A 19,986-nucleotide genomic window follows, 5' to 3' on the forward strand; every position below is an offset into this window, starting at 1 on the left:
AAAGCGGTCCTTTCGTAAATCTGCATGCTGTCTTGGGAGTGCAAGGGGATGGCGCCTATCGCAACCGTTTGCCGGCGCCGTCGAAGAGGAATGTCTTGGCTGCGGAGAGGGCGACGGTCAGCGTGTCGCGATTGCTGGTATTGCGGGATTCTTCCCGCTCGATGATGATCTGTTCGCCGCCGGCGATGTTGGCGTAGACGTAGCTGGTATTGCCGAGATGCTCGGCGACGTCGACGTCGACGGTCATGTCGATATCGCCACGGCCAGCCTCGAGAAAATGTTCGGGACGGACGCCGAGTGTAACCGCCTGGCCCACCTCGGCGTCAGTCGAGGCGATCTGCAGGGACAAGCGAACCTCGGGTTGCTTCTTCAGCGCAACGGTGACGCCGTAGGGCTGCTTTTCGACGATCTCGGCCGGCAGGAAATTCATCTTCGGCGAGCCGACGAAGCCGGCAACGAACTGATTGGCGGGATCGTCATAGAGATCGAGCGGCGCGCCGATCTGTTCGATATTGCCACCGCGCAGCACGACGATCTTGTCGGCAAGCGTCATCGCCTCCGTCTGGTCGTGCGTCACATAGATCATCGTTGTGCCAAGCTTCTTGTGGAGGCGCGAGATCTCGACGCGCATCTGCACGCGCAGCTCGGCGTCGAGATTGGACAGCGGCTCGTCGAAGAGGAAGATCCTCGGCTCGCGCACAATGGCGCGGCCGATGGCGACGCGTTGGCGCTGGCCGCCTGAAAGCTGCTTCGGCCGGCGTTGCATCAGCTCGGTGATCTGCAGGATCTCGGCCGCCTGTTTGACGCGGCGGTCGGTATCGGCCTTCGGGTTGCCGTTCATACGAAGGCCGAAGCTGAGATTCTGTTCGACGGTCAGGTGCGGATAAAGCGCGTAGGACTGGAACACCATGGCAATGCCGCGATCGGCCGGCTCGACATCGTTGACGGTGCGGCCGCCGATGCTGATGTCGCCGCCGGAAATGTCCTCCAGGCCGGCAATCATGCGCAGCAGCGTGGACTTGCCGCAGCCAGATGGGCCGACGAAGACGACGAATTCTCCGGCCTTCACTTCGAGATTGGCGCCGTGGATGATCTCAAGGGCGCCGTAACGCTTGACAACATTGGTGAGGGACAATTCTGCCATACGGGATCTCCCGGAATTATTTGATTGCGCCGGCGGCAATGCCGGCGATGAAGTGGCGTTGCAGGAGAACGAAGACGATCAGGATTGGCGCCGTCAGCATGACCGCGCCGGCCATGATGCCGCCCCAGGAGACCTTGGTGAGGCCGATAAGCGTTCCCAACGCCACCGGCGCCGTCATCATGCCTGGTTTGGAGTTGATCAGCAGCGGCCAGAGGTAGTTGTTCCAGGAGACCAGGAACAGGATGATGGCGAGCGCGGCCATGGTCGGCCTTGCCAGCGGAAGGGCGATGCGCAGGAAGATCTGCCACTCCTTGACACCCTCGACGCGGGCGGCGTCGAAGAGCTCGCCCGGCATCATCGAAAAGGCCTGACGCATGAAGAGGACGCCGAGCGAATTGAAGAGTGGCGGCACGATCAGCGCGGTCCAGGTGTTCGCCATATGGAAGTTGCGCGCCACCATGATGAATTGCGGAATGACGACGACGGAATAGGGCAGCGTGATCGTTCCGAGGATGATGCCGATGACGACGGACTGGCCGAGGAAGCGGTAGCGGGCAAGCGCCCATCCGGCCATCGAGGTCAAAAGAACCGACAGGAAGGTGTAGATGACCGCAACGACGATGGAGATGGTCATGGCACCGAAAAAGTTGGTGTCGGCCTGCAGATTCCGAACGTTGTCGAGGAAACTCGTCGACGGGGTCAGGATGATGTCCGGGCTGAAAATGCCGTAGTCCGGCATCGTCGAGAAGACAAACATCATCCAGAGCGGAAACAGCCATATAATGGCAAGTGGCGTCAGCAGGGCGTGCAGCGCGACCGATCGCATCAGAGTGGATTTGGACTTGGATTTCATTTCGGTTCGCGCCCCACCCAGAGATTGAGAAGAGAGATGGCTACGGCGAGCGCCGCCATGGTGTAGGCAATCGCCGAGGCGTAGCCGAAGTTCAGCGATTGGAAACCTTGGCGATAGAGCAAGAGGCCGAGCGTCTCCGTCGCACCGCCCGGACCGCCTCGATTGGTGATCAGGAAGGGCTCGGTGAAGAGCTGCATCGTACCGATGACCGACAGCACCACGCAAAAGAGGATGATCGGCTTCAACAGCGGCAGGGTAATGTAGAAGAATTGCTTGACGCGGCTGACACGGTCGAGCGTGGCGGCCTCATAGACATCCTCAGGGATCGATTGCAGCCCGGACAAGATGATGATGGCGTTGTAGCCGGACCAGCGCCAGGTCACCGCGATGATGATCAGCAGCATGGCGGCATGTGCTTCGGAAAACCAGGAAACCGGTGCGATGCCGATACCACCCAGCAGCTTGTTGATGATGCCGAAATCCACATTGAACATCAGCCGGAAGACTGCAGCATAGGCCACTTCGCCGACCACGACGGGAGCGAAGAAGGCAAAGCGGAACAGGCTTCGCGCCTTTAGAAGCGGCGAGTTCAGCAGCACCGCCATGACGGTGGCGAGCGAGATCATGACCGGAACCTGGATAACCAGGATGATCAGCGTGTTTGCGAGAGCGTTGTAGAAGGCCGGGTCGCCGAACAGGCGTCCCCAATTGATCGAGGCGCTGAATACCCACGGATTGACGCGCGTGTTCTGAAACGAGATTAGGAACGAAGCGATGATCGGCCAGATCCAGAAGGTGGCGAACACCAGGAAATAGGGTGCAAGGAACGCATAGGCGCTCCGGTTTCGCAACCGCATGAATGCCTTCTCCTTTTATGCCTAGTGAATTGGCGTATGAGGCCATATCCCCGCCGCCTCAAGGGCGGCGGAGATGCCGGGCGCGGCTAGAGCGCCGTGCGTTCAATTGAACGCACAAAGGACGCTCTAGTCTTTTGAATCCAGAGCATCTTGTCCACTTTCAGGTGGTACCACCTGAAAGTGGATGCTCTGGCGCGCGCGCGGCCGGCTGTGTCACTCACTTGGCGACCGGCAGCCCGGTTGCAGAAGCGATCTGCTGAGCGGCGTCGGCAAGCGCGGTCTTTCCATCCGGATAGCCGCCGGCGAGGTACTTCGTCTGCACTGCCTTAAAGACGGCATCGGCATCACTAAAATACTGAGTGCCCGGGCTGGGACTGATCTTCGGCAGAGTTCCGAGGATATCGACCCAGATCTTTTGATTGTCATAATAGGGCAGCGGCTCGTTGACGAAGGGGTCCTTCACGGCTGACAGCAGCGACGGCACGAGGCCGAAGGACTTCAGCATGGTAACCTGCCCTTCATTGGTGCCGAGAGCGTAGTTGACAAACTTCCAGGCGGCCTCCTTGTTCGCCGAGTTATTGGCGATTGCCAGCGAAGAACCACCGAGATTGGCGGCATGCTGGCCGTCCGCCGTCATGCTCGGCATCATGTAGACGCCCCACTTGCCCGAGAGATCCGGCGAGGTGGAGCGGATGGTGCCGTCATACCAGCCGCCATACATCTGTGTCGCGACCTTGCCGGCGGTGTTGGACTGGACCTTTTCAGCCCAGTTGGCGGCGGTCAGGGTGCCGGCGTCCTTCATGGCCTTGACCTTGTCGAGCGCTGCGATGCAGGCCGGCTGGTTGATGATGATGTTCTGGCCGTCGGCCGAAAAATAGCCACAACCCTGCTCGTTGGCGAGCATGCGGAACCATTCGCTGTCGCCGTTAAGGTCGGCCTGAGACATGACCACGCCGGGATTGGCGGCGGAGATCTTCTTGCCGGCGGCGATGAAATCGTCCCATGTCTTGATCGATGCCGGATCGATGCCGGCGTTCTTGTAGAAATCGCGACGATAGAACATGGCCACAGGACCGGAATCCCACGGCATGGCGTAGGCGGCATCACCGACCTCAAGCTCGGCGCGCTTGAAATCCGGGAACTGCTTCTTGATGTCGTCGGTGTAGCCCAGCTTCGTCAGATCGGTCAGGCAGTCCGGGAACCGGTTCCAGAAGATCGCGGCCTTGTGGTTTTCGATCGACATGACATCAGGCAGTCCTTCGCCGCCGGCCGCACAGGCAGCCAGCATCTTGTCGAAGACCTGCGGATTGCCGATGTCCTGCACATCGACCTTGATATCCGGATATTTCTTGTTGAAGCCCTCAAGCGTGGATTTCAGCGCCGATGCGGCGACGTTCCAGCTCCAGACGGTGATGGTGGTTTGCGCGGCGAAAGCGGAGCCGGTAGCAAACAACGCGACGAGTGCCGTCGCGCCAAGAAGTTTTAAGCGCATTGAAAATCCTCCCTTTTCAATTGCCGTCCTCTAGCGAACGCGCTTAAACTAACTCTCGGTACGCTTCTGTCTCCTAAAAAAGGAACATCGACTTGGCGGAAAGTAAGGTAGGTCATCGTGCGGTTTATCAGCCGGGTGCGAGCAGCATCGAGGGGCTGCCGACGACCCTGCAGATGTTTCATTCCCATCCGCCCCCGATGGTGAAGCCGCATTGGCACGCCCAGGTAGAAGTGAATTACCTTATACGCGGCACGGTTCACTACCGTATGAACGACCATGAAATTCAGCTCAACGCCGGCGATATCTGCCTGTTCTGGGGTGGACAGCCGCACCAGATGGATGATTCGTCGGAGGATTCGATTTATGCCGGCGCGCATCTGCCGCTGGTGCACTTCTTCCGCATGCGTCTGCCGCTCGATATTTCCGGCCGCCTGATGCGGGGCGAGACTCTGGTGACTTCCGCGACGGATGCCGCCGATCACGAAAATTTCGCCCGCTGGTATCGCTACGCCCGTTCCGGCGATCCGGCCAAGGCCGAACACGCGGTCGCCGAACTTCTGCTGCGCCTGGAGCGCATCGCCTTCGAGCCCTATCGCATGCTGCCGGAAAAGCGGGAGCACCAGCCGAGCGAACAGGTCCATCCGCAATCGTCGCGCAGCGTGGCGCGGATGTGCGATTTCATCGCCGGCAATTTCCTGCACGATATCGATACGGTCGATATTGCCAGGGCGGCGGACCTGCATCCGAAATATGCGATGAACCTCTTCAAGAAATCCACCGGCATGACGCTCAGCAAATATGTCAACCTGCTGCGCTTGTCGCGCGCCCAAGCGATGCTGATGCGCGAGGGCGCCAATGTGTTGCAGGTGGCCATGGACAGCGGCTTCGGCTCGATCAGCGCCTTCAACAAATCCTTCCGTCACATCGCCGGCATGTCGCCTTCGGATTTTCGTCGGGACATGCGGATGGTGACGGCAATGAGCGTCGAAGGCGCCCAGCCGTCGCTTCGCCGGTCAGCCCCGCAATTCTAGAGCGCCGTGCGCTCTTCTGAACGCACGCTGAATCCAGAGCCTCTTGCCGTTGCCGCCGATATGGCGCACTCCTCAGGGCATATCGTTTGGAGGAGATTTTCATGCGGCAATTTTCGGCATGTATCGAATGGCTATTCGCCCGCGAAGGCGATGATTTTGCCGACCGTATCCGGCTGGCGCATCGGGCGGGCTTGAGTGCGGTCGAGTTCTGGCGCTGGACGAACAAGGATCTGGATGCAATCGCATCCGTGGTCGCCGAGATAGGGATCGCCGTCTCGGGCATCGTCGCCGAGCCAATGATCGCGCTGACGAATTCGGCGAACAAGGAGGCCTGGCTGGAGGGGTTGCAGGTGTCCGTCAATGTGGCGCAGCGCCTGGGTGCTTCGGTTCTGATCGCGCAGGCGGGTGACGATTTGCCGGAGTTTTCACGCGCCGAACAGCGAGAGGCCCTGATCTCCGCTTTGAGCGTCGGCGCCGACATCCTGAAGGGCTCGGGCGTTCGGCTCGGTCTGGAGCCTTTGAACACGAAGATCGACCATGTCGGCTACTATTTGTCTTCGACGATCGAAGGCCTGGATATCGTCGACGAGGTGGGTCGGCCGGAAATCGGCATCGTCTACGATGTCTACCATTCAGCTGTGATGGGCGAGCGGACGGAGGATGTCATCGGGGAGCGGGCCGATCGCATCGTGCATGTCCACGTCGCCGATCATCCCGGCCGCAACGATCCCGGCACCGGCGGGATCGATCTGCTCGATCGTCTGAACTGGCTGTTCGCCCACGGCTATCGCGGCAGGGTAGGTCTCGAATACAGGCCGATGACGGAGGATGCCGAGGCGGTTCGTGCGGTCGTGAAATCGCTTTCGGCTTGACGGTCAGACCGGCTCGAGCACGCCGAGGACGGCGACCAGGGCGATGACGGCGATACCGAGGAGGATCTCGGCAATAGCGCCGAGGCGAATAGCGCTCAACGCCCGTGCCCGATCGTGCCGGATCCGAGGCACGAAGATATAGCGGTTGACGATTGCCAACAGGCTCATGCAGGCGACAAGCGCGATTTTGATAGCAAGCAGCGCCTGATAGGAGGACGCCCAGTCGGTCGGCAGACGCCGGAGAACCAGCATGGTATTGACGATGCCGGAAGCGATGACCAGCGCCACTGCGCCATGTCCGGCGGTCGAAAAGCGCCGAAGCGCCAGCAGCGCCTCTGCCCGACAATCTGGCGTATTCAAAAGCCGAAGAATCGGGATCAGCGGTACCAAGGCGCCCAGCCAGCCGCCGCCGGTCAAGACGTGAAGGACATCATTGGAGCGGTGCGCCAGCTTCAACCAGCCCTCATGCATCGAAGCGTGTCCGGTCAACGTCAGGGCTGCAAGGCCGAGACCGGAGCCGAGAGCTACGCCGGGATGGCGCCAATCTCTCCGCAGCAGGAAGGCGAGAAGAAGGATGAGGGCTGCGGCGGCTTGCGCCTGCCAGGCTTGTCCCACCGTCGTTTCGAACAGGACATCGTGGATCGTGCCAGCATTGAGAGCATCGCTCCAACCATTGCCAATGGTCGCTGCTTCAAGTGGCAGCGCGGCGATGGTCGCGAGCCCGGCGATCAGCGCGATCAGGAAGGGTGCGGCGCCAAACATGCGCCAGACCCTGTCCGCGAGCGCCTTCGGCACCAGAAGGCAGAGAAAGGCCGAGGCGCCCCACAGAAGCATCAGGGACGCATCGTGAAAAAAGCGGGACGCTTCGAGCGCTGTGTTCGGATCGATCAAGGTTTTACCGTGAATGTGTAGCTGCCAGTGGTCTTATGGCCATCGGCGGAAAGGGCATGCCATTCGACGGTATAGGTGCCGGCGCCAATCGTTCCGGAGATGGGAACCATCAAGACGGTGTCGTTCTGCATCAGCATGGGATCGCCGATTTCAGTTGCGCATGCGCAAAGGCCTGGCCGGCAAGGCCGATGGCGAGAAAGGCGGGGAGGCCGAGCCTGGTAATGGTCCTGGTCATGAAAAGTCCTTCTGCCGGGTCGCCATGCGCGATAGAATTGTGGACATGCCATGTCAACTTTCACTATGAGGAATGGCTGCGTTCGGGACGCTTTGCCGCAAGGTGATTCTTTATTGGTCACTTCCATCAGCATAGACGTCTGGCGGAAGCGTTTATTCCCGTATTTGGCAAAGAATTGTCGCTTTTCGATTATTTCTGCTTACGACGGTCAGAGCGCTCGGGATGGTGACATTTCGATGAGGGAGTTTCATGGCGGAAAATACCAAACGCGAGAAAGTGACTCGCGGCTTCAGCCAACGTCGGCGTCGCGAGCGGCTCGATAGCCTGGACATGCCGACCTATGTAATCGGCGACGTACATGGCCGCTATGACCTCCTGAGCACGCTTGAGCGCAAGATTTTCGCCGATGCGGCGGAGCTGCCGGGCGGCAAGCTCATTGTCATGCTTGGTGATTTCATCGATCGCGGTCCAGCCTCGGCGCAGGTTATCAGCCGGCTGATGGCGCCGCTGCCGAACGGTTTCGACCGGATCTGCCTCACAGGCAATCATGAAATGGCCATGCTCGCCTATGCCGATGGTGAAATATCCCTGGACGAATGGGTGGCGCTCGGCGGCGAGGCGACGCTGAATTCCTATGGCGTGGATATCCAGGCATTGCGGCAGCAATATTCCCGGCAGAAAAAACTCGACACCTTCATCCGAACCTGGCTACCCGACGATCATCTCAACTTTCTCCGCCGGCTGCCGATCCTGCTGGATACGCCGAAGGTACTGTTCGTCCATGCCGGCATCGATCCAGACCGGCCGATCGCGGCGCAGGAGGATGATGACCTCGTTTTCATCCGCTCGCGCTTTTACGACAGCGCGCAGCCGCTGCCGAAGCTGATTATCCATGGTCATACGCCGGTGAAGCAAGCCGAGGCGCATGGGCTTCGGCTCAATATAGACACCGGTGCCTTCCGTACTGGAAAGCTGACGGCGGCGCGTTTATGGCAAGGCCATATCCACGTCACCTCGACTTGAGGCCGCGCCGGCCTACACATTTCCGATGCAGAGATATTTCATTTCGAGATAGTCTTCCGCACCGTGACGCGAGCCTTCGCGGCCGAGCCCCGATTGCTTGATCCCGCCGAAAGGCGCAGTCTCCGCCGACATCAGGCCGGTGTTGATGCCGACCATGCCGTATTCCAGCGCTTCGGCAACCCGCCAGACCTTCTTGAGATCGCCGGCGAAGAAATAGGCGGCGAGGCCGAATTCTGTGTCGTTCGCTTGCGCAATCACATCCTCGACAGTCTCGAAGCGGAAGAGCGGGGCCACTGGGCCGAATGTTTCCTCGCGGGCGACCTTCATGCTCCGGTCCACACCGGTCAGGATGGTCGGCGCGAAAAAGGTGCCGGCACCTTCGATGCGCTTGCCGCCGGTGAGCACCCTTGCGCCCTTCGACACGGCATCGCGAACGTGATCCTCGACCTTGGCGATCCCCTGCTCGTCGATCAGGGGGCCGATCGTGACATCGGATTTGAAACCGTCGCCGACCGAAAGTTCCGCCACCTTGGCCGCAAGCTTGGCCGCAAAGACGTCGTAGATACCGGACTGCACGTAGATCCGGTTGGCGCAGACGCAGGTCTGGCCGGCATTGCGGTATTTCGAAGCCAGCGCCCCTTCGACCGCGGCGTCGAGATCGGCGTCGTCGAAAACGATGAACGGTGCGTTGCCGCCGAGTTCCAGGCTGACTTTCTTGATCTGGTCGGCGCATTGGCGCATCAGGATGCGCCCGACCTCCGTCGAGCCGGTGAAGCTGATCTTGCGCACCTTGGCATTGCTGCACAGCTCGCGGCCAATCGCTGGGCCGTCAAGGCCGACGATGATGTTGAGAACGCCTGCCGGAATTCCCGCCTCTTCGGCAAGTACGGCAAGCGCGATCGCTGTCAGCGGCGTCTGCTCGGCAGGCTTCGAGACAACGGTGCAGCCGACGGCAAGGGCCGGCGCGATTTTCCGGGCGATCATCGCCGCCGGGAAGTTCCAGGGCGTGATCGTGCCGACGACGCCGACCGGCTGCTTGATGACGACCATACGCTTGTCACTGGACGGGGCGGGGATGGTTTCGCCGTAGATGCGCTTGGCCTCTTCCGCATACCATTCGACATAGGAGGCGGCATAAAGGATCTCGCCCTTGGCTTCCGGCAGCGGTTTGCCCATCTCGGCGGTCAGGATCGCCGCCAGCTCATCGGCATTGGCGACCATCAGATCGAACCATTTGCGCAAGATCGCAGCGCGTTCCTTGGCTGGGCGGGCGGCCCAGGCGACTTGGGCGATGTAGGCGGCATCGATTGCGGCTGTTGTCTCGGCGGCTCCCATATCGGGCAGCGAGGCGAGCACTTCGCCGGTAGCGGGATTGATGACATCGAATGTCTTCGTAGCCCCACCCGCCGTCCAGGCGCCGTTGATATAGCCGGCGGCGCGCAGGAAGCGCGAGGAGAAGGGGACATGCTTGGTCATTGCGGTCGTAAACGACATGGTATGCTCTCTCCAGAGAAGAGTTTTTCGCCCGCCGGATTGGCGGCAGGGCATGGGGAATCAGGATCTGAGCGCCGTTATTTGCCAGCGCTCGCTTCCAGCATGGAAGCTTCCAGGATGTCGAGCGCTTCGCTGAACACGCCGTCCTGAATGGTGATCGGCGACAGGAAGCGGATGACATTGCCGAAGACGCCGCAGGTGAGCAGGATCAGGCCCTTGTCGAGTGCGATCAGCCGTACTTTGTTGGCAAATTCCGCGCTCGGCAGCTTGGTCGCGACATCGTTGAACTCGACAGCGTTCATGAAGCCGGGACCGCGGATATCGACGATTTCCGGCACCTTGTCGCGTAGCGATTCCAGCCGTTGCTTCAGCCGGGAGCCGAGTTGATTGGCGCGGTTGCAGAGATCCTCATCGACGATGACATCGAGCACGGCATGGGCGGCGGCGATGCCCAGCGGATTGCCGCCATAGGTGCCGCCGAGACCGCCCGGTCCCGGCGCATCCATGATCTCGGCCCGGCCGGTGACGGCAGCAAGCGGAAAACCGCCGGCGAGGCTTTTCGCCATGGTAACGAGATCCGCAGCGACCTCATAATGGTCCATGGCGAACAGCTTGCCGGTACGGGCAAAGCCCGTCTGCACTTCATCGGCGATCAGCAGAATGCCGTACTGATCGCAAAGTTCGCGCAATGCCTTCATGAACGCGGCGGGTGCCGGATAAAAACCGCCTTCGCCCTGCACCGGTTCGATGATGATGGCGGCGACCCGTTGTGGATCGATATCGGCGGCGAAGAGCTTCTTCAGCGCCGCCAGCGATTGCTCGACGGTGACGCCGTGGAGGGCCACAGGAAAGGGTGCATGGAAGACATCGCCCGGCATCGAGCCGAAGCCGATCTTATAGGGCACGACCTTGCCAGTCAGCGCCATGCCCATGAAAGTCCGACCATGAAAGCCGCCGCCAAAGGCTATGATGGCCGAGCGGCCGGTGGCGGCACGCGCAATCTTCACGGCATTTTCGACGGCTTCCGCGCCGGTGGTGACGAAAATGGTCTTCTTGGCGAAATCGCCCGGTGTCAGCGCATTGAGGCGTTCGGCAAGGCGCACATAGCTTTCATAGGGCACGACCTGATGGCAGGTGTGCGTGAAGCGGTCCAATTGTTCCTTGACGGCGGCGATGACGCGCGGATGGCGGTGGCCAGTGTTGACGACCGCGATGCCGGCGGCGAAATCGATATAGCGGCGCCCGTCTTTGTCCCAGATCTCCGCATTCTCCGCCCGGTCGGCGTAAACCTGCGTGAGCATGCCGACGCCGCGGGAAATGGCGGCGTTTTTCCGGTCTGTGAGGGTCGTCGCGGTCATCGTTACGCTCCAAGGAGGAAATCCAAATTATCTTGCAGAACTGCTGCAAAGATTATAGAAAATTCCTACATTTTTCCTGCAAGATATCAAGCGCGATCTTGTGAGGGTGACAAGAATGCGGTCGACGGTCACGCAAACGACCGATCCATGCTAAGCAATCCAAAAGACTGAAATCAGGGACCATTGGCAATGAACAGCAACGAGCCTGTGCGTTACAAGGTGGCGGAGGCGGCGCGTCTGGCGGGCGTGTCCGCGTCGACGCTGCGGCTTTGGGAAAGCCAGGGCCTGGTCGTTCCCAGCCGCTCCGAAACGGGGCATCGGCAATATAGCGCCGAGGACGTGGCGCGGCTGAAACGGATTTCCTGGTTTCGCGCCGAGCGCGGGCTCAATCCCGCAGCGATACGTGAAGCACTGGAAACGGAGGATCCCCCGGCATCAGCGGATGGTGGAGAGCCAGCCGTTCTCTCAGGCATCGGCCGTAAGCTCAGGTCATTGCGTCACGCTGCGGGCAAAACGCTAGAACAGGTCGCCGCCGAAATGGGCATGACATCGTCGACGCTATCGACACTGGAGCGGACCTCGCAAGGCGTGAGCTTCAAGACCCTCCACGATCTTGCCGATTACTACGGCACGACCGTCTCGCGGCTGTCGGGCGAAGAGCGTGAGGATGTCCCGGCGCTGATCCGATCGGGGGAATGGCGGGCCTGGCCGGAGACGACGCCCGGCGTCACCGTCCAGTTGCTCGCCGAGGGAAAGACGATGATGGATTGCCATCGTTTCGTGCTGGCGCCTGGGGCGGCCAGCGATGGCGCCTATCGCCATGACGGCGAAGAATTCATCCATGTGCTATCGGGCCGGCTGGAGTTGGTGCTCGACAGCGATCAGTTTTTCGATCTTTCGCCCGGCGATTCGCTCTATTTCGAAAGCCGCCGCTATCATTCCTGGCGCAACCGTCATGATGGCGAGACCATATTGCTCTGGATCAACACGCCACCGACCTTTTAAACCTCACACAGTATCGTTATCTCTTTGTCTGTTCTATAGAACAGGGCGAAAAACGAATTCAGATGAAAAGAGCCAGGAGAGTTTCATGGCCGCCACCATCCGTTATCACGAAGGCGATATTTCCGCCGCCGATGCTGCCCGCTACACCGGCGCCATAGCGATCGATACCGAAACGCTCGGCCTCATCCCGCGCCGTGACCGGCTCTGCGTGGTGCAGCTTTCGCCGGGCGATGGCACCGCTGATGTGATCCGCATCGCGTCCGGCCAGAAAGAGGCGCCGAATCTTGTCGCTATGCTCGCCGATCCCACGCGCCAGAAGATCTTTCATTACGGCCGCTTTGATATCGCCGTGCTGTTCCACACGTTCGGTGTCACCACCACGCCGGTTTTCTGCACCAAAATCGCCTCGCGCCTCTGCCGCACCTATACGGACCGGCATGGCCTCAAGGACAATCTGAAGGAGATGCTCGAGGTCGATATTTCAAAGGCGCAGCAGTCTTCCGATTGGGCGGCTGAGACGCTCTCGCCGGCGCAGCTCGAATATGCCGCCTCGGACGTGCTTTATCTGCATGCGCTCCGCGACAAGTTGACGGAGCGTCTTGTGCGCGACGGCCGCATCGAACATGCCAATGCCTGCTTCACCTTCCTGCCGACGCGGGCGAAGCTCGACCTCCTTGGCTGGGAAGAGACCGATATTTTCGCGCATAGCTGATCGGCTGCGCTGGAGCAATACCAGGAAAAGTGCGAAGCGGTTTTCCGTCCGGGATTGCGAAAAACAAAAGGACAGAGTGCTTCTGCTTTTCCGTGAAAAGCTGAATCGCTCTAAGCGCGAATTGAACGGGAAAGCCGGTGCCGAAGAAAATGGCACCGGCTTCATAGTTAGTAATCTGTTAAGAGACGTCCTGCTATTCTATCCCTGATTTCATGTATTGACCGACGCCTTGCGGCGTTGCCCGGCCGGTCACCCGGCTTTCGAATAGCTATCGGCCGCATGAGCGGACCTTGATTGAACCTGCCTTCCGCTTCCATCGTCGTCTTGTCAGACAAAGGAGCATGTCATGTTGTCTCCCGTGAGCGCCGTGTCTGCTTTGAGTACCGCCATCGAAAAGCCGGTGATCGCCACCGCCGAAACGTCCGGCGTCCAGACGGCGGCGACTCCGCTTGCCGTGATGTCGAGTGCGGTGAACGCGAGCGTCGAGGGTAAGCTGAACATGCTGCTGGTGGCAGCGCGCGAACGGATGTTCAACAGCCTGCTGTCTGTCATCGACGACGCCAGCGCTGCGCTGAATGTTTCGCGCCAGCCGGACGAGAGCAATGCCGCTTTGGCGCAGCGGCTGACCGATACGATCCGCAGTTTGCCGCCGCAACAGCTTGCCACGGCGCAGCAACTGCTGGACACGCAGGCGAAAATGCCGATCGCCCTGCCGCTCATTGCCGAGGCTCTGGCCAATCCGGACGGTCCAGAAGCCGTGCAAATTGCGATCAACCTGGAGACGGCATTGACGCAGGAGCCCGATGCGGCCCTGAAGGCCGTTGTCAATTCCTATGGGCAGAATGCCGGTGAGACGGAGACGGTCGGGCCACAGGTCCCGGTCCCGACGCAGGCAGGGCTGAAGACCACGGATGCGCCTACTGCCGCCACGGCATCCTTGCCATCCCTGCCGGCGCAGGCGGCAGCGCCTTCATCCACGGCGGCAGCAACCGTCGCCTCCACAAGTGCTACCCAAGCCCCTGGGGAAACGCTGGCGGCGGCGGCCCAGGGTCAAACGGTTCTCCTGGAAACCGCCTCGGCGGAGCAGGTCACGCCAAATCAACAACCCGCACAGATTCCGCAGGCCCTCGGTGCACTTCTCGTTGACGCCAGCGTCGGTGAGGTCGTTCATCCGCAAGATGCAATTCCGGTGCAGGAGAATCCAGCGCCCGCCGGATCGGGGTCGCCTGCCGCATCGGCCGAAACCAAGCTCCCTACGGAAATCGCCCTGATCCGATCGCCGGTCACGCCGCCGCCTGTGCCGCGGGACATCCAGCAGATCCGGGCCGATATCAAGGAAGGGCTGCAGGTTGTCATCGGCCCCCCGATTGATGCCGCCGCTCCGGAGCTTCTGAAGATCATCGAGGACAACACGTCCCTGGTCGAGAGGGTTGTCGCGCAGGCGCTTGCCGCCAATGCCGGTGATCCGAGCCAAGTGGCGTCATTGCCGCAGACGACCAATGATGCGACCGTCAGGAACCTTGCCGCCGTGATGGCAAGCCAGAATTCAGTTCCCGCCGAAGAGACATCGAACGCGCCAGCCGCCGCACTTCTCAGCAAATCCTTGGCCGACACGCTGGCCGCGCCCGCCATGAATGCGCCTGAAGCCCCAACGCAAATGGGAGCGCCGGTACCGCTGCAAGGTATTCCTTTTGCCATCGCACAATATTTGCCGGCCAGTCTCCCCGTTGAGGAGGAGGAACTGGAACGGGTCGATCGTGTCGATCCCGCTGATGACGAGGAGCATGAACAGGGGCAGGATGGAGAGACGGCGGGCGACGAAAGTGAAGACGATTCGCAGCCTGCTGAAACACATCAGCCGACTGCGGAGGCGTCCGACGAGGCAGATGCTCAAGCAGCCTCCTCGGAATCAGCGGTCGCAGCGCAGAAACCACGCGCGCTGCCGGCGCCCGCGCCGAGGGACCCTCTGCATGATCACGCCTTCGATTTCTATCGACGCATGGTGGGGTGGGAATAGCTGGACCGAGGGCACCGGGCGTTCATTTTAGCGCTCAGAGGTCGCGCCAGTTTTTAGATCCAGAGCATCTTGTCCGCCTGCCGGGATTCCACCCGGAAGCAGTCTGATCCAGAGCCAAACAAAAACCCGCCGGATTGCTCCGGCGGGTCTCTTATCTCTGACAGGCTTGCCGAAGATTATTCGGCGTTGCGGTTCTTCAGAGCCGCACCCAGGATGTCGCCGAGCGAAGCGCCGGAGTCGGACGAACCGAACTGAGCAACTGCTTCCTTCTCTTCTGCGATTTCCAGAGCCTTGATGGACAGCATGATCTTGCGGTCCTTCTTGGAGAAGTTGGTGACGCGAGCGTCGACAACCTGACCGACCGAGAAACGCTCCGGGCGCTGCTCGTCACGGTCACGCGACAGATCGGCGCGGCGGATGAACGAGGTGATGTCTTCGTGGTTGACGAGCTTCACTTCGATGCCGCCATCGTTGATCGCGATGACTTCAGCCGAAACGACTGCATTCTTGCGCAGGTCGCCGGAAGCGGCAGCTTCGCCGACCGAGTCCTTGCCGAGCTGCTTGATGCCGAGCGAGATGCGTTCCTTCTCGACGTCGACATCGAGAACGACAGCCTTGACGACATCACCCTTGTTGTACTCCTCGATGACCTGTTCGCCCGGACGGTTCCAGTCGAGGTCGGAGAGGTGCACCATGCCGTCCACATCGCCGTCGAGGCCGATGAACAGGCCGAATTCGGTCTTGTTCTTGACTTCGCCTTCGACTTCGGTGCCGGCCGGATGGTTGCGGGCGAATGCAGCCCACGGGTTTTCCAGCGTCTGCTTCAGGCCGAGCGAGATACGGCGCTTGGTCGGATCGACTTCGAGAACGACGACTTCGACTTCCTGGCTCGTGGACAGGATCTTGCCGGGGTGAACGTTCTTCTTGGTCCAGGACATTTCCGAGATGTGGATGAGGCCTTCGATGCCCGGCTCCAGCTCGACGAACGCACCGTAGTCGGTGATGTTCGTAACCGTACCGGAGATCTTCTTGCCTTCCGGATACTTGGCCTGGATGCCATCCCACGGATCGCTCTCGAGCTGCTTCATGCCGAGCGAGATACGGTGGGTTTCCTGGTTGATGCGGATGATCTGTACCTTGACCTGCTGGCCGATGGACAGGATTTCCGACGGATGGTTCACACGGCGCCATGCCATGTCGGTGACGTGCAGCAGGCCGTCGATGCCGCCGAGGTCAACGAACGCACCGTAATCGGTGATGTTCTTGACGACGCCGTCAACAACCTGGCCTTCTTCGAGGTTCTGAACGATTTCAGAACGCTGCTCGGCACGGGACTCTTCCAGGACCGTACGACGCGAAACGACGATGTTGCCGCGGCGCTTGTCCATCTTGAGGATTTCGAAGGGCTGCGGGTTGTGCATCAGCGGAGTGACGTCGCGGATCGGGCGAATGTCGACCTGCGAACGCGGCAGGAAGGCGATAGCGCCGTCGAGATCGACGGTGAAGCCGCCCTTGACCTGGTTGAAGATGACGCCTTCAACGCGCTCGCCAGCTTCGAACTTGGCTTCGAGCTTGATCCAGCTTTCTTCGCGGCGAGCCTTTTCGCGCGACAGAACTGCTTCGCCAAGCGCGTTTTCGATGCGCTCGACATAGACTTCGACTTCATCGCCAACCTTGAGCGTGCCGTCCTTGGCGCGCGCACCGAATTCCTTCAGCGCGATGCGGCCTTCGACCTTGAGGCCGACGTCGACAACGGCGACGTCCTTCTCGATAGCGGTGATGATGCCCTTGGTGACATAGCCTTCGGCCAGATCGTTCTTGGCGAAGGATTCTTCGAGAAGGGCCGCGAAATCTTCGCGAGTGGGAGTAGTTACAGACATGAAATCTCCTGGCGTGTCCTTATTGTGCAATTCGGACACTGATGCGCCGGTGGTTCGTGTTAAACGGGCCTGACCCCAGTCCGCCTTCCCGTGGGAAAGCTATCCGGCGCTCGGACGGAATGTCAGGCTATTTGAAATCGTCAGTTTCGTGCGCGAGGCGCGCGAAAGCTGCTCAAATTTTCAGGCATTACGGCTCAGAGCGGTGTCGACGATCGACTTTGCGGTCTGAAACGCCGCTTCTATACTCATTTCTGAGGTATCAAGCAAGTATGCGTCTTCGGCCGGTTTCAGCGGGCTGTCGGTGCGGCCCATGTCCCGCTCGTCGCGCCGTTTCACATCCTCGAAAATGGCCGCGTAATCGGCGCTGCCGCCGGCCTCGACGATCTCGTCGTAACGTCGTTTTGCCCGGACTGCGGCCGAGGCGGTAACATAGATCTTCACCGGTGCATTCGGGCAGACGACCGTGCCGATATCGCGGCCGTCCAGAACCGTGCCCGGCTCCTTCCGCGAAAAGGCGCGCTGCGCCTCGACCAGTGCCCGGCGCACCGCTGGCATGACGGCGATTTTCGATGCGGCCTCGCCGATCTCATGCTTCGACAGCACGGCGCGGTCGAGTCCGGCGAGATCGACCTTGTGCGCCATCGTCTCCGCCACCGTTTCGTCATCGAGCGGCAGGCCGGCGTCGAGCAGCGCCTTGGCGGTCGCGCGGTAGGTAAGGCCGGTGTCGAGATGGTGAAAACCGTATTCCTCGGCGATCCGGCGCGACAAAGTTCCTTTGCCAGCCGCAGCGGGTCCGTCGATGGCGATGATCATTCTCTTTATATCCCTGCCTTCAGTCTTGTTTTTGTTTGTCGTATCGCCGCACCAGCTCAGCCATTTCCGCGGCCGAATCGCGGTCGATTCCGTCCAGGCCATGGGCCACGCCCTGACGGTCGGCAGCGGGACGGTTCTGGCTGACCTTCCACTTGCCGTCAATCGTTTCGATGTCGATCTCGATGCCGATAATGCCCTTCAACTGGGCAGCGATGAAATCCGGCGGCGCATCGCCGACTGTCCAGGGCTCTAGACGGCCGCTCTCATTTTCACCGGTCAGCATGCCGATCTGCTCGCGCAGCCAGGCATGGTCTTCGATGACGCGTGCATTGCCGCGAACCTGCACCACCACATAGTTCCAGGTCGGCACGACCTTGCCGGTCTCCTGTTTGGTCGCATACCAGGATGGGGTGATATAGCTTTCAGCGCCCTGGAAAACCACGAGCACCGGCGCTCCCGCCTGGATTTCCCGCCATTGGCCGTTCGCCCTGGCGATATGCGCCTGCAGTGTGCCCTTGGAAGAAAGGCCGGTCTTGAGATGGAACGGCACAAGATTGGCGATCGGCCCGCCATTGCCTGCGGTGATCAGCAATCCCAGCGGATGCGAGCGGATCAGCTCGTGTTGCGTGCCGAGATCGTCTTCGCGATGATGAGGCGGCTGATACATGGTCCGGAACCGTCTGTTAGTGTTGGGCGCATCATAGGACCGGCGGCCCCGAATGGCCATCGGCTGCTTCCGACTTGGTTGCGTTGCTCCTGCGGGCACTGTCGCCCGCAGGAGCAAGATTTTATCAGCCCTCGACCTCGATCGTCGCACCCAATCTTGTCATGAGCTCAAAAAACTCCGGGAAGCTGGTGGCGATCATGGTGGAATCATCAACCCTGACCGCATGCTCTGAGGCAAGGCCCATCACGAGAAAGCTCATCGCGATGCGATGGTCGAGGTAGGTCTTGACCTCGCCGCCGCCCGCACCGCCGAGACCCTTTCCATCAGGCCTTCCCCGAACGGCCAGCGAATCCCTGCCTTCGGTGCAGTCGACGCCATTGAGCTTGAGCCCTTCCGCAACAGCCGAAAGCCGGTCGGATTCCTTCACACGCAGCTCTTCGAGCCCAAGCATGACCGTCGTGCCCTCGGCGAAGGCGGCAGCCACGGCGAGCACCGGATATTCGTCGATCATCGACGGCGCCCGTTCGGCCGGCACGGTGATGCCCTTGAGCGCGGAGGAGCGCACACGGAGATCGGCGACATCCTCGCCGCCGGCGAGGCGCTTGTCGAGAATTTCGATATCGCCGCCCATCTCCTGCAGTGTCAGGATCAGCCCGGTGCGCGTCGGGTTCATCAGCACGTTGCGGATGGTGATATCAGAGCCGGAAACGATGAGCGCCGCGACCAGCGGAAAGGCGGTCGAAGAGGGATCGCCGGGAACATCGATAAGCTGGCCGGAAAGCTTGCCCTGGCCTTCGAGGCGGATGGTGCGCACGCCGTCCTGACCTGTCTCGACCGAAAGATCGGCGCCGAAGCCGGCCAGCATCTTTTCGGTATGATCGCGGGTCATGACCGGCTCGATGACGGTGGTGACGCCGGGCGCGTTAAGGCCGGCCAGCAGCACTGCGGATTTGACCTGCGCCGAGGCCATCGGCACGCGATAGGTGATCGGGCTGGCCGTGTCCGGCCCATGCAGCGTCACCGGCAGCCGGTCGCCTTCGCTGGATTTGACCTGCGCGCCCATCTGCCGCAGCGGATCGAGGATGCGGCCCATAGGCCGCTTGGAAAGCGAAGCGTCGCCGATGAAGATGGATTCGAAGTTATAGACGCCGACGAGGCCCATGGTCAGGCGGCTGCCGGTGCCGGTATTGCCGAAATCGAGCGGTACTTCCGGGGCGAGCAGCGCGCCGTTGCCAACGCCCTTGATGATCCATTCGGCCCCGATCTTCTCGATCTTGGCGCCCATGGCCTGCATGGCCTTGCCGGTATTGAGCACATCCTCGCCTTCGAGCAGGCCGCTGATGCGGGTTTCGCCCGAGGCCAAGCCGCCGAACATGAGGGCGCGATGCGAAATGGATTTGTCGCCGGGAACGCGGATGGTGCCGGAAAGATTGGTCGAGCGGCGCGCTGTAGCGGGCCGCGGATGAATGTCGTGCGGCATGGGCAATTCCTTTGCGATGCCGTTATTTACGCCGCATTATCGTTGGCTTAGCTCCTGTTGCGCCAACTGACCTGCGGTTCACGCTGGCTCGTTACCATAGACCCGTTGCCGGGTCATCCCGGAGGGCCGGGAAAACCTCTCTCGGCGTATATAAAGTTTGGC

Annotated in this window: 18 protein-coding genes; 6 read left to right on the forward strand and 12 right to left on the reverse strand. The window is 60.8% G+C overall.

Going from position 1 to position 19,986, the window contains the following annotated elements; genetic code table 11:
- Nucleotides 1-55: 55 nt before the first annotated feature.
- The 4 genes from CCGE525_RS00400 to CCGE525_RS00415 all read right to left on the reverse strand — a co-directional run bounded on the left by CCGE525_RS00400 (nucleotide 56) and on the right by CCGE525_RS00415 (nucleotide 4,346).
- The gene (locus CCGE525_RS00400) at nucleotides 56-1,144 is read right to left on the reverse strand and encodes an ABC transporter ATP-binding protein (protein ID WP_120702559.1); all 1,089 of its coding nucleotides are present in this window, start codon (nucleotides 1,142-1,144) and stop codon (nucleotides 56-58) included.
- Between the two features lie 16 nt (nucleotides 1,145-1,160).
- On the reverse strand, nucleotides 1,161-1,997 hold the full coding sequence (locus CCGE525_RS00405) for a carbohydrate ABC transporter permease (RefSeq protein WP_120702560.1): 837 nt from the start codon (nucleotides 1,995-1,997) through the stop codon (nucleotides 1,161-1,163).
- Entirely contained in the window at nucleotides 1,994-2,854 is an 861-nt protein-coding gene (locus CCGE525_RS00410; RefSeq protein WP_120702561.1) for a carbohydrate ABC transporter permease, read from the reverse strand. Before CCGE525_RS00410 ends, CCGE525_RS00405 begins: the two co-directional genes overlap by 4 nt.
- 217 nt (nucleotides 2,855-3,071) lie before the next feature.
- Complete coding sequence (locus CCGE525_RS00415; protein ID WP_120702562.1) at nucleotides 3,072-4,346, reverse strand: ABC transporter substrate-binding protein; 1,275 nt, start codon at nucleotides 4,344-4,346, stop codon at nucleotides 3,072-3,074.
- An 86-nt stretch (nucleotides 4,347-4,432) separates the two neighbouring features.
- Here CCGE525_RS00415 and CCGE525_RS00420 point away from each other — a divergent pair, with 86 nt between their 5' ends.
- Both CCGE525_RS00420 and CCGE525_RS00425 read left to right on the forward strand, forming a co-directional pair.
- Nucleotides 4,433-5,377, forward strand: coding sequence for a helix-turn-helix domain-containing protein (locus CCGE525_RS00420; RefSeq protein ID WP_120702563.1), 945 nt, complete (start codon nucleotides 4,433-4,435; stop codon nucleotides 5,375-5,377).
- A gap of 101 nt (nucleotides 5,378-5,478) precedes the next feature.
- Nucleotides 5,479-6,249 (forward strand): TIM barrel protein, encoded by a 771-nt coding sequence (locus CCGE525_RS00425; protein ID WP_120702564.1) that lies wholly within the window; start codon nucleotides 5,479-5,481, stop codon nucleotides 6,247-6,249.
- 3 nt (nucleotides 6,250-6,252) lie between these two features.
- Here CCGE525_RS00425 and copD read toward each other — a convergent pair whose 3' ends face one another.
- Together copD and CCGE525_RS00435 are read right to left on the reverse strand one after the other, a co-directional pair.
- The gene (copD, locus tag CCGE525_RS00430) at nucleotides 6,253-7,083 is read right to left on the reverse strand and encodes a copper homeostasis membrane protein CopD (protein ID WP_245472063.1); all 831 of its coding nucleotides are present in this window, start codon (nucleotides 7,081-7,083) and stop codon (nucleotides 6,253-6,255) included.
- A gap of 53 nt (nucleotides 7,084-7,136) precedes the next feature.
- Complete coding sequence (locus CCGE525_RS00435; protein ID WP_245472064.1) at nucleotides 7,137-7,277, reverse strand: copper resistance protein CopC; 141 nt, start codon at nucleotides 7,275-7,277, stop codon at nucleotides 7,137-7,139.
- 347 nt (nucleotides 7,278-7,624) lie between these two features.
- On the opposite strand from CCGE525_RS00435, the gene CCGE525_RS00440 reads away from it, so the two are divergent.
- Nucleotides 7,625-8,398 (forward strand): metallophosphoesterase, encoded by a 774-nt coding sequence (locus CCGE525_RS00440; protein WP_120702566.1) that lies wholly within the window; start codon nucleotides 7,625-7,627, stop codon nucleotides 8,396-8,398.
- Between the two features lie 12 nt (nucleotides 8,399-8,410).
- Here CCGE525_RS00440 and CCGE525_RS00445 read toward each other — a convergent pair whose 3' ends face one another.
- Both CCGE525_RS00445 and CCGE525_RS00450 read right to left on the reverse strand, forming a co-directional pair.
- Nucleotides 8,411-9,892 (reverse strand): NAD-dependent succinate-semialdehyde dehydrogenase, encoded by a 1,482-nt coding sequence (locus CCGE525_RS00445; protein ID WP_120702567.1) that lies wholly within the window; start codon nucleotides 9,890-9,892, stop codon nucleotides 8,411-8,413.
- 77 nt (nucleotides 9,893-9,969) lie between these two features.
- On the reverse strand, nucleotides 9,970-11,250 hold the full coding sequence (locus CCGE525_RS00450) for a 4-aminobutyrate--2-oxoglutarate transaminase (protein ID WP_120702568.1): 1,281 nt from the start codon (nucleotides 11,248-11,250) through the stop codon (nucleotides 9,970-9,972).
- A 189-nt stretch (nucleotides 11,251-11,439) separates the two neighbouring features.
- On the opposite strand from CCGE525_RS00450, the gene CCGE525_RS00455 reads away from it, so the two are divergent.
- From CCGE525_RS00455 to CCGE525_RS00465, 3 genes are all read left to right on the forward strand, one after another.
- Nucleotides 11,440-12,255 carry a MerR family transcriptional regulator gene (locus tag CCGE525_RS00455; RefSeq protein WP_120702569.1) on the forward strand — a complete coding sequence of 272 codons (816 nt, stop codon included), beginning with the start codon at nucleotides 11,440-11,442 and terminating at the stop codon, nucleotides 12,253-12,255.
- An 85-nt stretch (nucleotides 12,256-12,340) separates the two neighbouring features.
- Entirely contained in the window at nucleotides 12,341-12,967 is a 627-nt protein-coding gene (locus tag CCGE525_RS00460; RefSeq protein WP_120702570.1) for a ribonuclease D, read from the forward strand.
- Nucleotides 12,968-13,313: 346 nt separating this feature from the next.
- The gene (locus CCGE525_RS00465; RefSeq protein WP_120702571.1) at nucleotides 13,314-14,984 is read left to right on the forward strand and encodes a hypothetical protein; all 1,671 of its coding nucleotides are present in this window, start codon (nucleotides 13,314-13,316) and stop codon (nucleotides 14,982-14,984) included.
- Nucleotides 14,985-15,160: 176 nt separating this feature from the next.
- Here CCGE525_RS00465 and rpsA read toward each other — a convergent pair whose 3' ends face one another.
- From rpsA to aroA, 4 genes are all read right to left on the reverse strand, one after another.
- The gene (gene rpsA, locus CCGE525_RS00470) at nucleotides 15,161-16,864 is read right to left on the reverse strand and encodes a 30S ribosomal protein S1 (protein ID WP_120702572.1); all 1,704 of its coding nucleotides are present in this window, start codon (nucleotides 16,862-16,864) and stop codon (nucleotides 15,161-15,163) included.
- 180 nt (nucleotides 16,865-17,044) lie between these two features.
- Complete coding sequence (gene cmk / locus CCGE525_RS00475) at nucleotides 17,045-17,677, reverse strand: (d)CMP kinase (protein WP_120702573.1); 633 nt, start codon at nucleotides 17,675-17,677, stop codon at nucleotides 17,045-17,047.
- Between the two features lie 19 nt (nucleotides 17,678-17,696).
- Nucleotides 17,697-18,344: an FMN-binding negative transcriptional regulator gene (locus tag CCGE525_RS00480; protein WP_120706173.1), complete on the reverse strand. Its 648-nt coding sequence runs from the start codon at nucleotides 18,342-18,344 to the stop codon at nucleotides 17,697-17,699.
- A 124-nt stretch (nucleotides 18,345-18,468) separates the two neighbouring features.
- Nucleotides 18,469-19,824 carry a 3-phosphoshikimate 1-carboxyvinyltransferase gene (aroA, locus tag CCGE525_RS00485; RefSeq protein WP_120702574.1) on the reverse strand — a complete coding sequence of 452 codons (1,356 nt, stop codon included), beginning with the start codon at nucleotides 19,822-19,824 and terminating at the stop codon, nucleotides 18,469-18,471.
- Nucleotides 19,825-19,986 lie beyond the last annotated feature (162 nt).

This window comes from Rhizobium jaguaris (assembly GCF_003627755.1).
Classification (GTDB): Bacteria; Pseudomonadota; Alphaproteobacteria; order Rhizobiales; family Rhizobiaceae; genus Rhizobium; species Rhizobium jaguaris.

Excerpts from the sequence above, each read along its gene's own strand:
- CCGE525_RS00405 (WP_120702560.1), bottom strand. The coding sequence starts at position 1,997 with ATGAAATCCAAGTCCAAATCCACTCTGATGCGATCGGTCGCGCTGCAC.
- CCGE525_RS00425 (WP_120702564.1), top strand. The coding sequence starts at position 5,479 with ATGCGGCAATTTTCGGCATGTATCGAATGGCTATTCGCCCGCGAAGGC.
- CCGE525_RS00445 (WP_120702567.1), bottom strand. The coding sequence starts at position 9,892 with ATGTCGTTTACGACCGCAATGACCAAGCATGTCCCCTTCTCCTCGCGC.
- rpsA (WP_120702572.1), bottom strand. The coding sequence starts at position 16,864 with ATGTCTGTAACTACTCCCACTCGCGAAGATTTCGCGGCCCTTCTCGAA.
- CCGE525_RS00435 (WP_245472064.1), bottom strand. The coding sequence starts at position 7,277 with ATGCTGATGCAGAACGACACCGTCTTGATGGTTCCCATCTCCGGAACG.
- CCGE525_RS00455 (WP_120702569.1), top strand. The coding sequence starts at position 11,440 with ATGAACAGCAACGAGCCTGTGCGTTACAAGGTGGCGGAGGCGGCGCGT.
- CCGE525_RS00440 (WP_120702566.1), top strand. The coding sequence starts at position 7,625 with ATGGCGGAAAATACCAAACGCGAGAAAGTGACTCGCGGCTTCAGCCAA.
- CCGE525_RS00410 (WP_120702561.1), bottom strand. The coding sequence starts at position 2,854 with ATGCGGTTGCGAAACCGGAGCGCCTATGCGTTCCTTGCACCCTATTTC.
- CCGE525_RS00465 (WP_120702571.1), top strand. The coding sequence starts at position 13,314 with ATGTTGTCTCCCGTGAGCGCCGTGTCTGCTTTGAGTACCGCCATCGAA.
- CCGE525_RS00450 (WP_120702568.1), bottom strand. The coding sequence starts at position 11,250 with ATGACCGCGACGACCCTCACAGACCGGAAAAACGCCGCCATTTCCCGC.
- aroA (WP_120702574.1), bottom strand. The coding sequence starts at position 19,824 with ATGCCGCACGACATTCATCCGCGGCCCGCTACAGCGCGCCGCTCGACC.
- CCGE525_RS00415 (WP_120702562.1), bottom strand. The coding sequence starts at position 4,346 with ATGCGCTTAAAACTTCTTGGCGCGACGGCACTCGTCGCGTTGTTTGCT.
- copD (WP_245472063.1), bottom strand. The coding sequence starts at position 7,083 with ATGCTTCTGTGGGGCGCCTCGGCCTTTCTCTGCCTTCTGGTGCCGAAG.
- CCGE525_RS00480 (WP_120706173.1), bottom strand. The coding sequence starts at position 18,344 with ATGTATCAGCCGCCTCATCATCGCGAAGACGATCTCGGCACGCAACAC.
- CCGE525_RS00400 (WP_120702559.1), bottom strand. The coding sequence starts at position 1,144 with ATGGCAGAATTGTCCCTCACCAATGTTGTCAAGCGTTACGGCGCCCTT.
- CCGE525_RS00460 (WP_120702570.1), top strand. The coding sequence starts at position 12,341 with ATGGCCGCCACCATCCGTTATCACGAAGGCGATATTTCCGCCGCCGAT.
- cmk (WP_120702573.1), bottom strand. The coding sequence starts at position 17,677 with ATGATCATCGCCATCGACGGACCCGCTGCGGCTGGCAAAGGAACTTTG.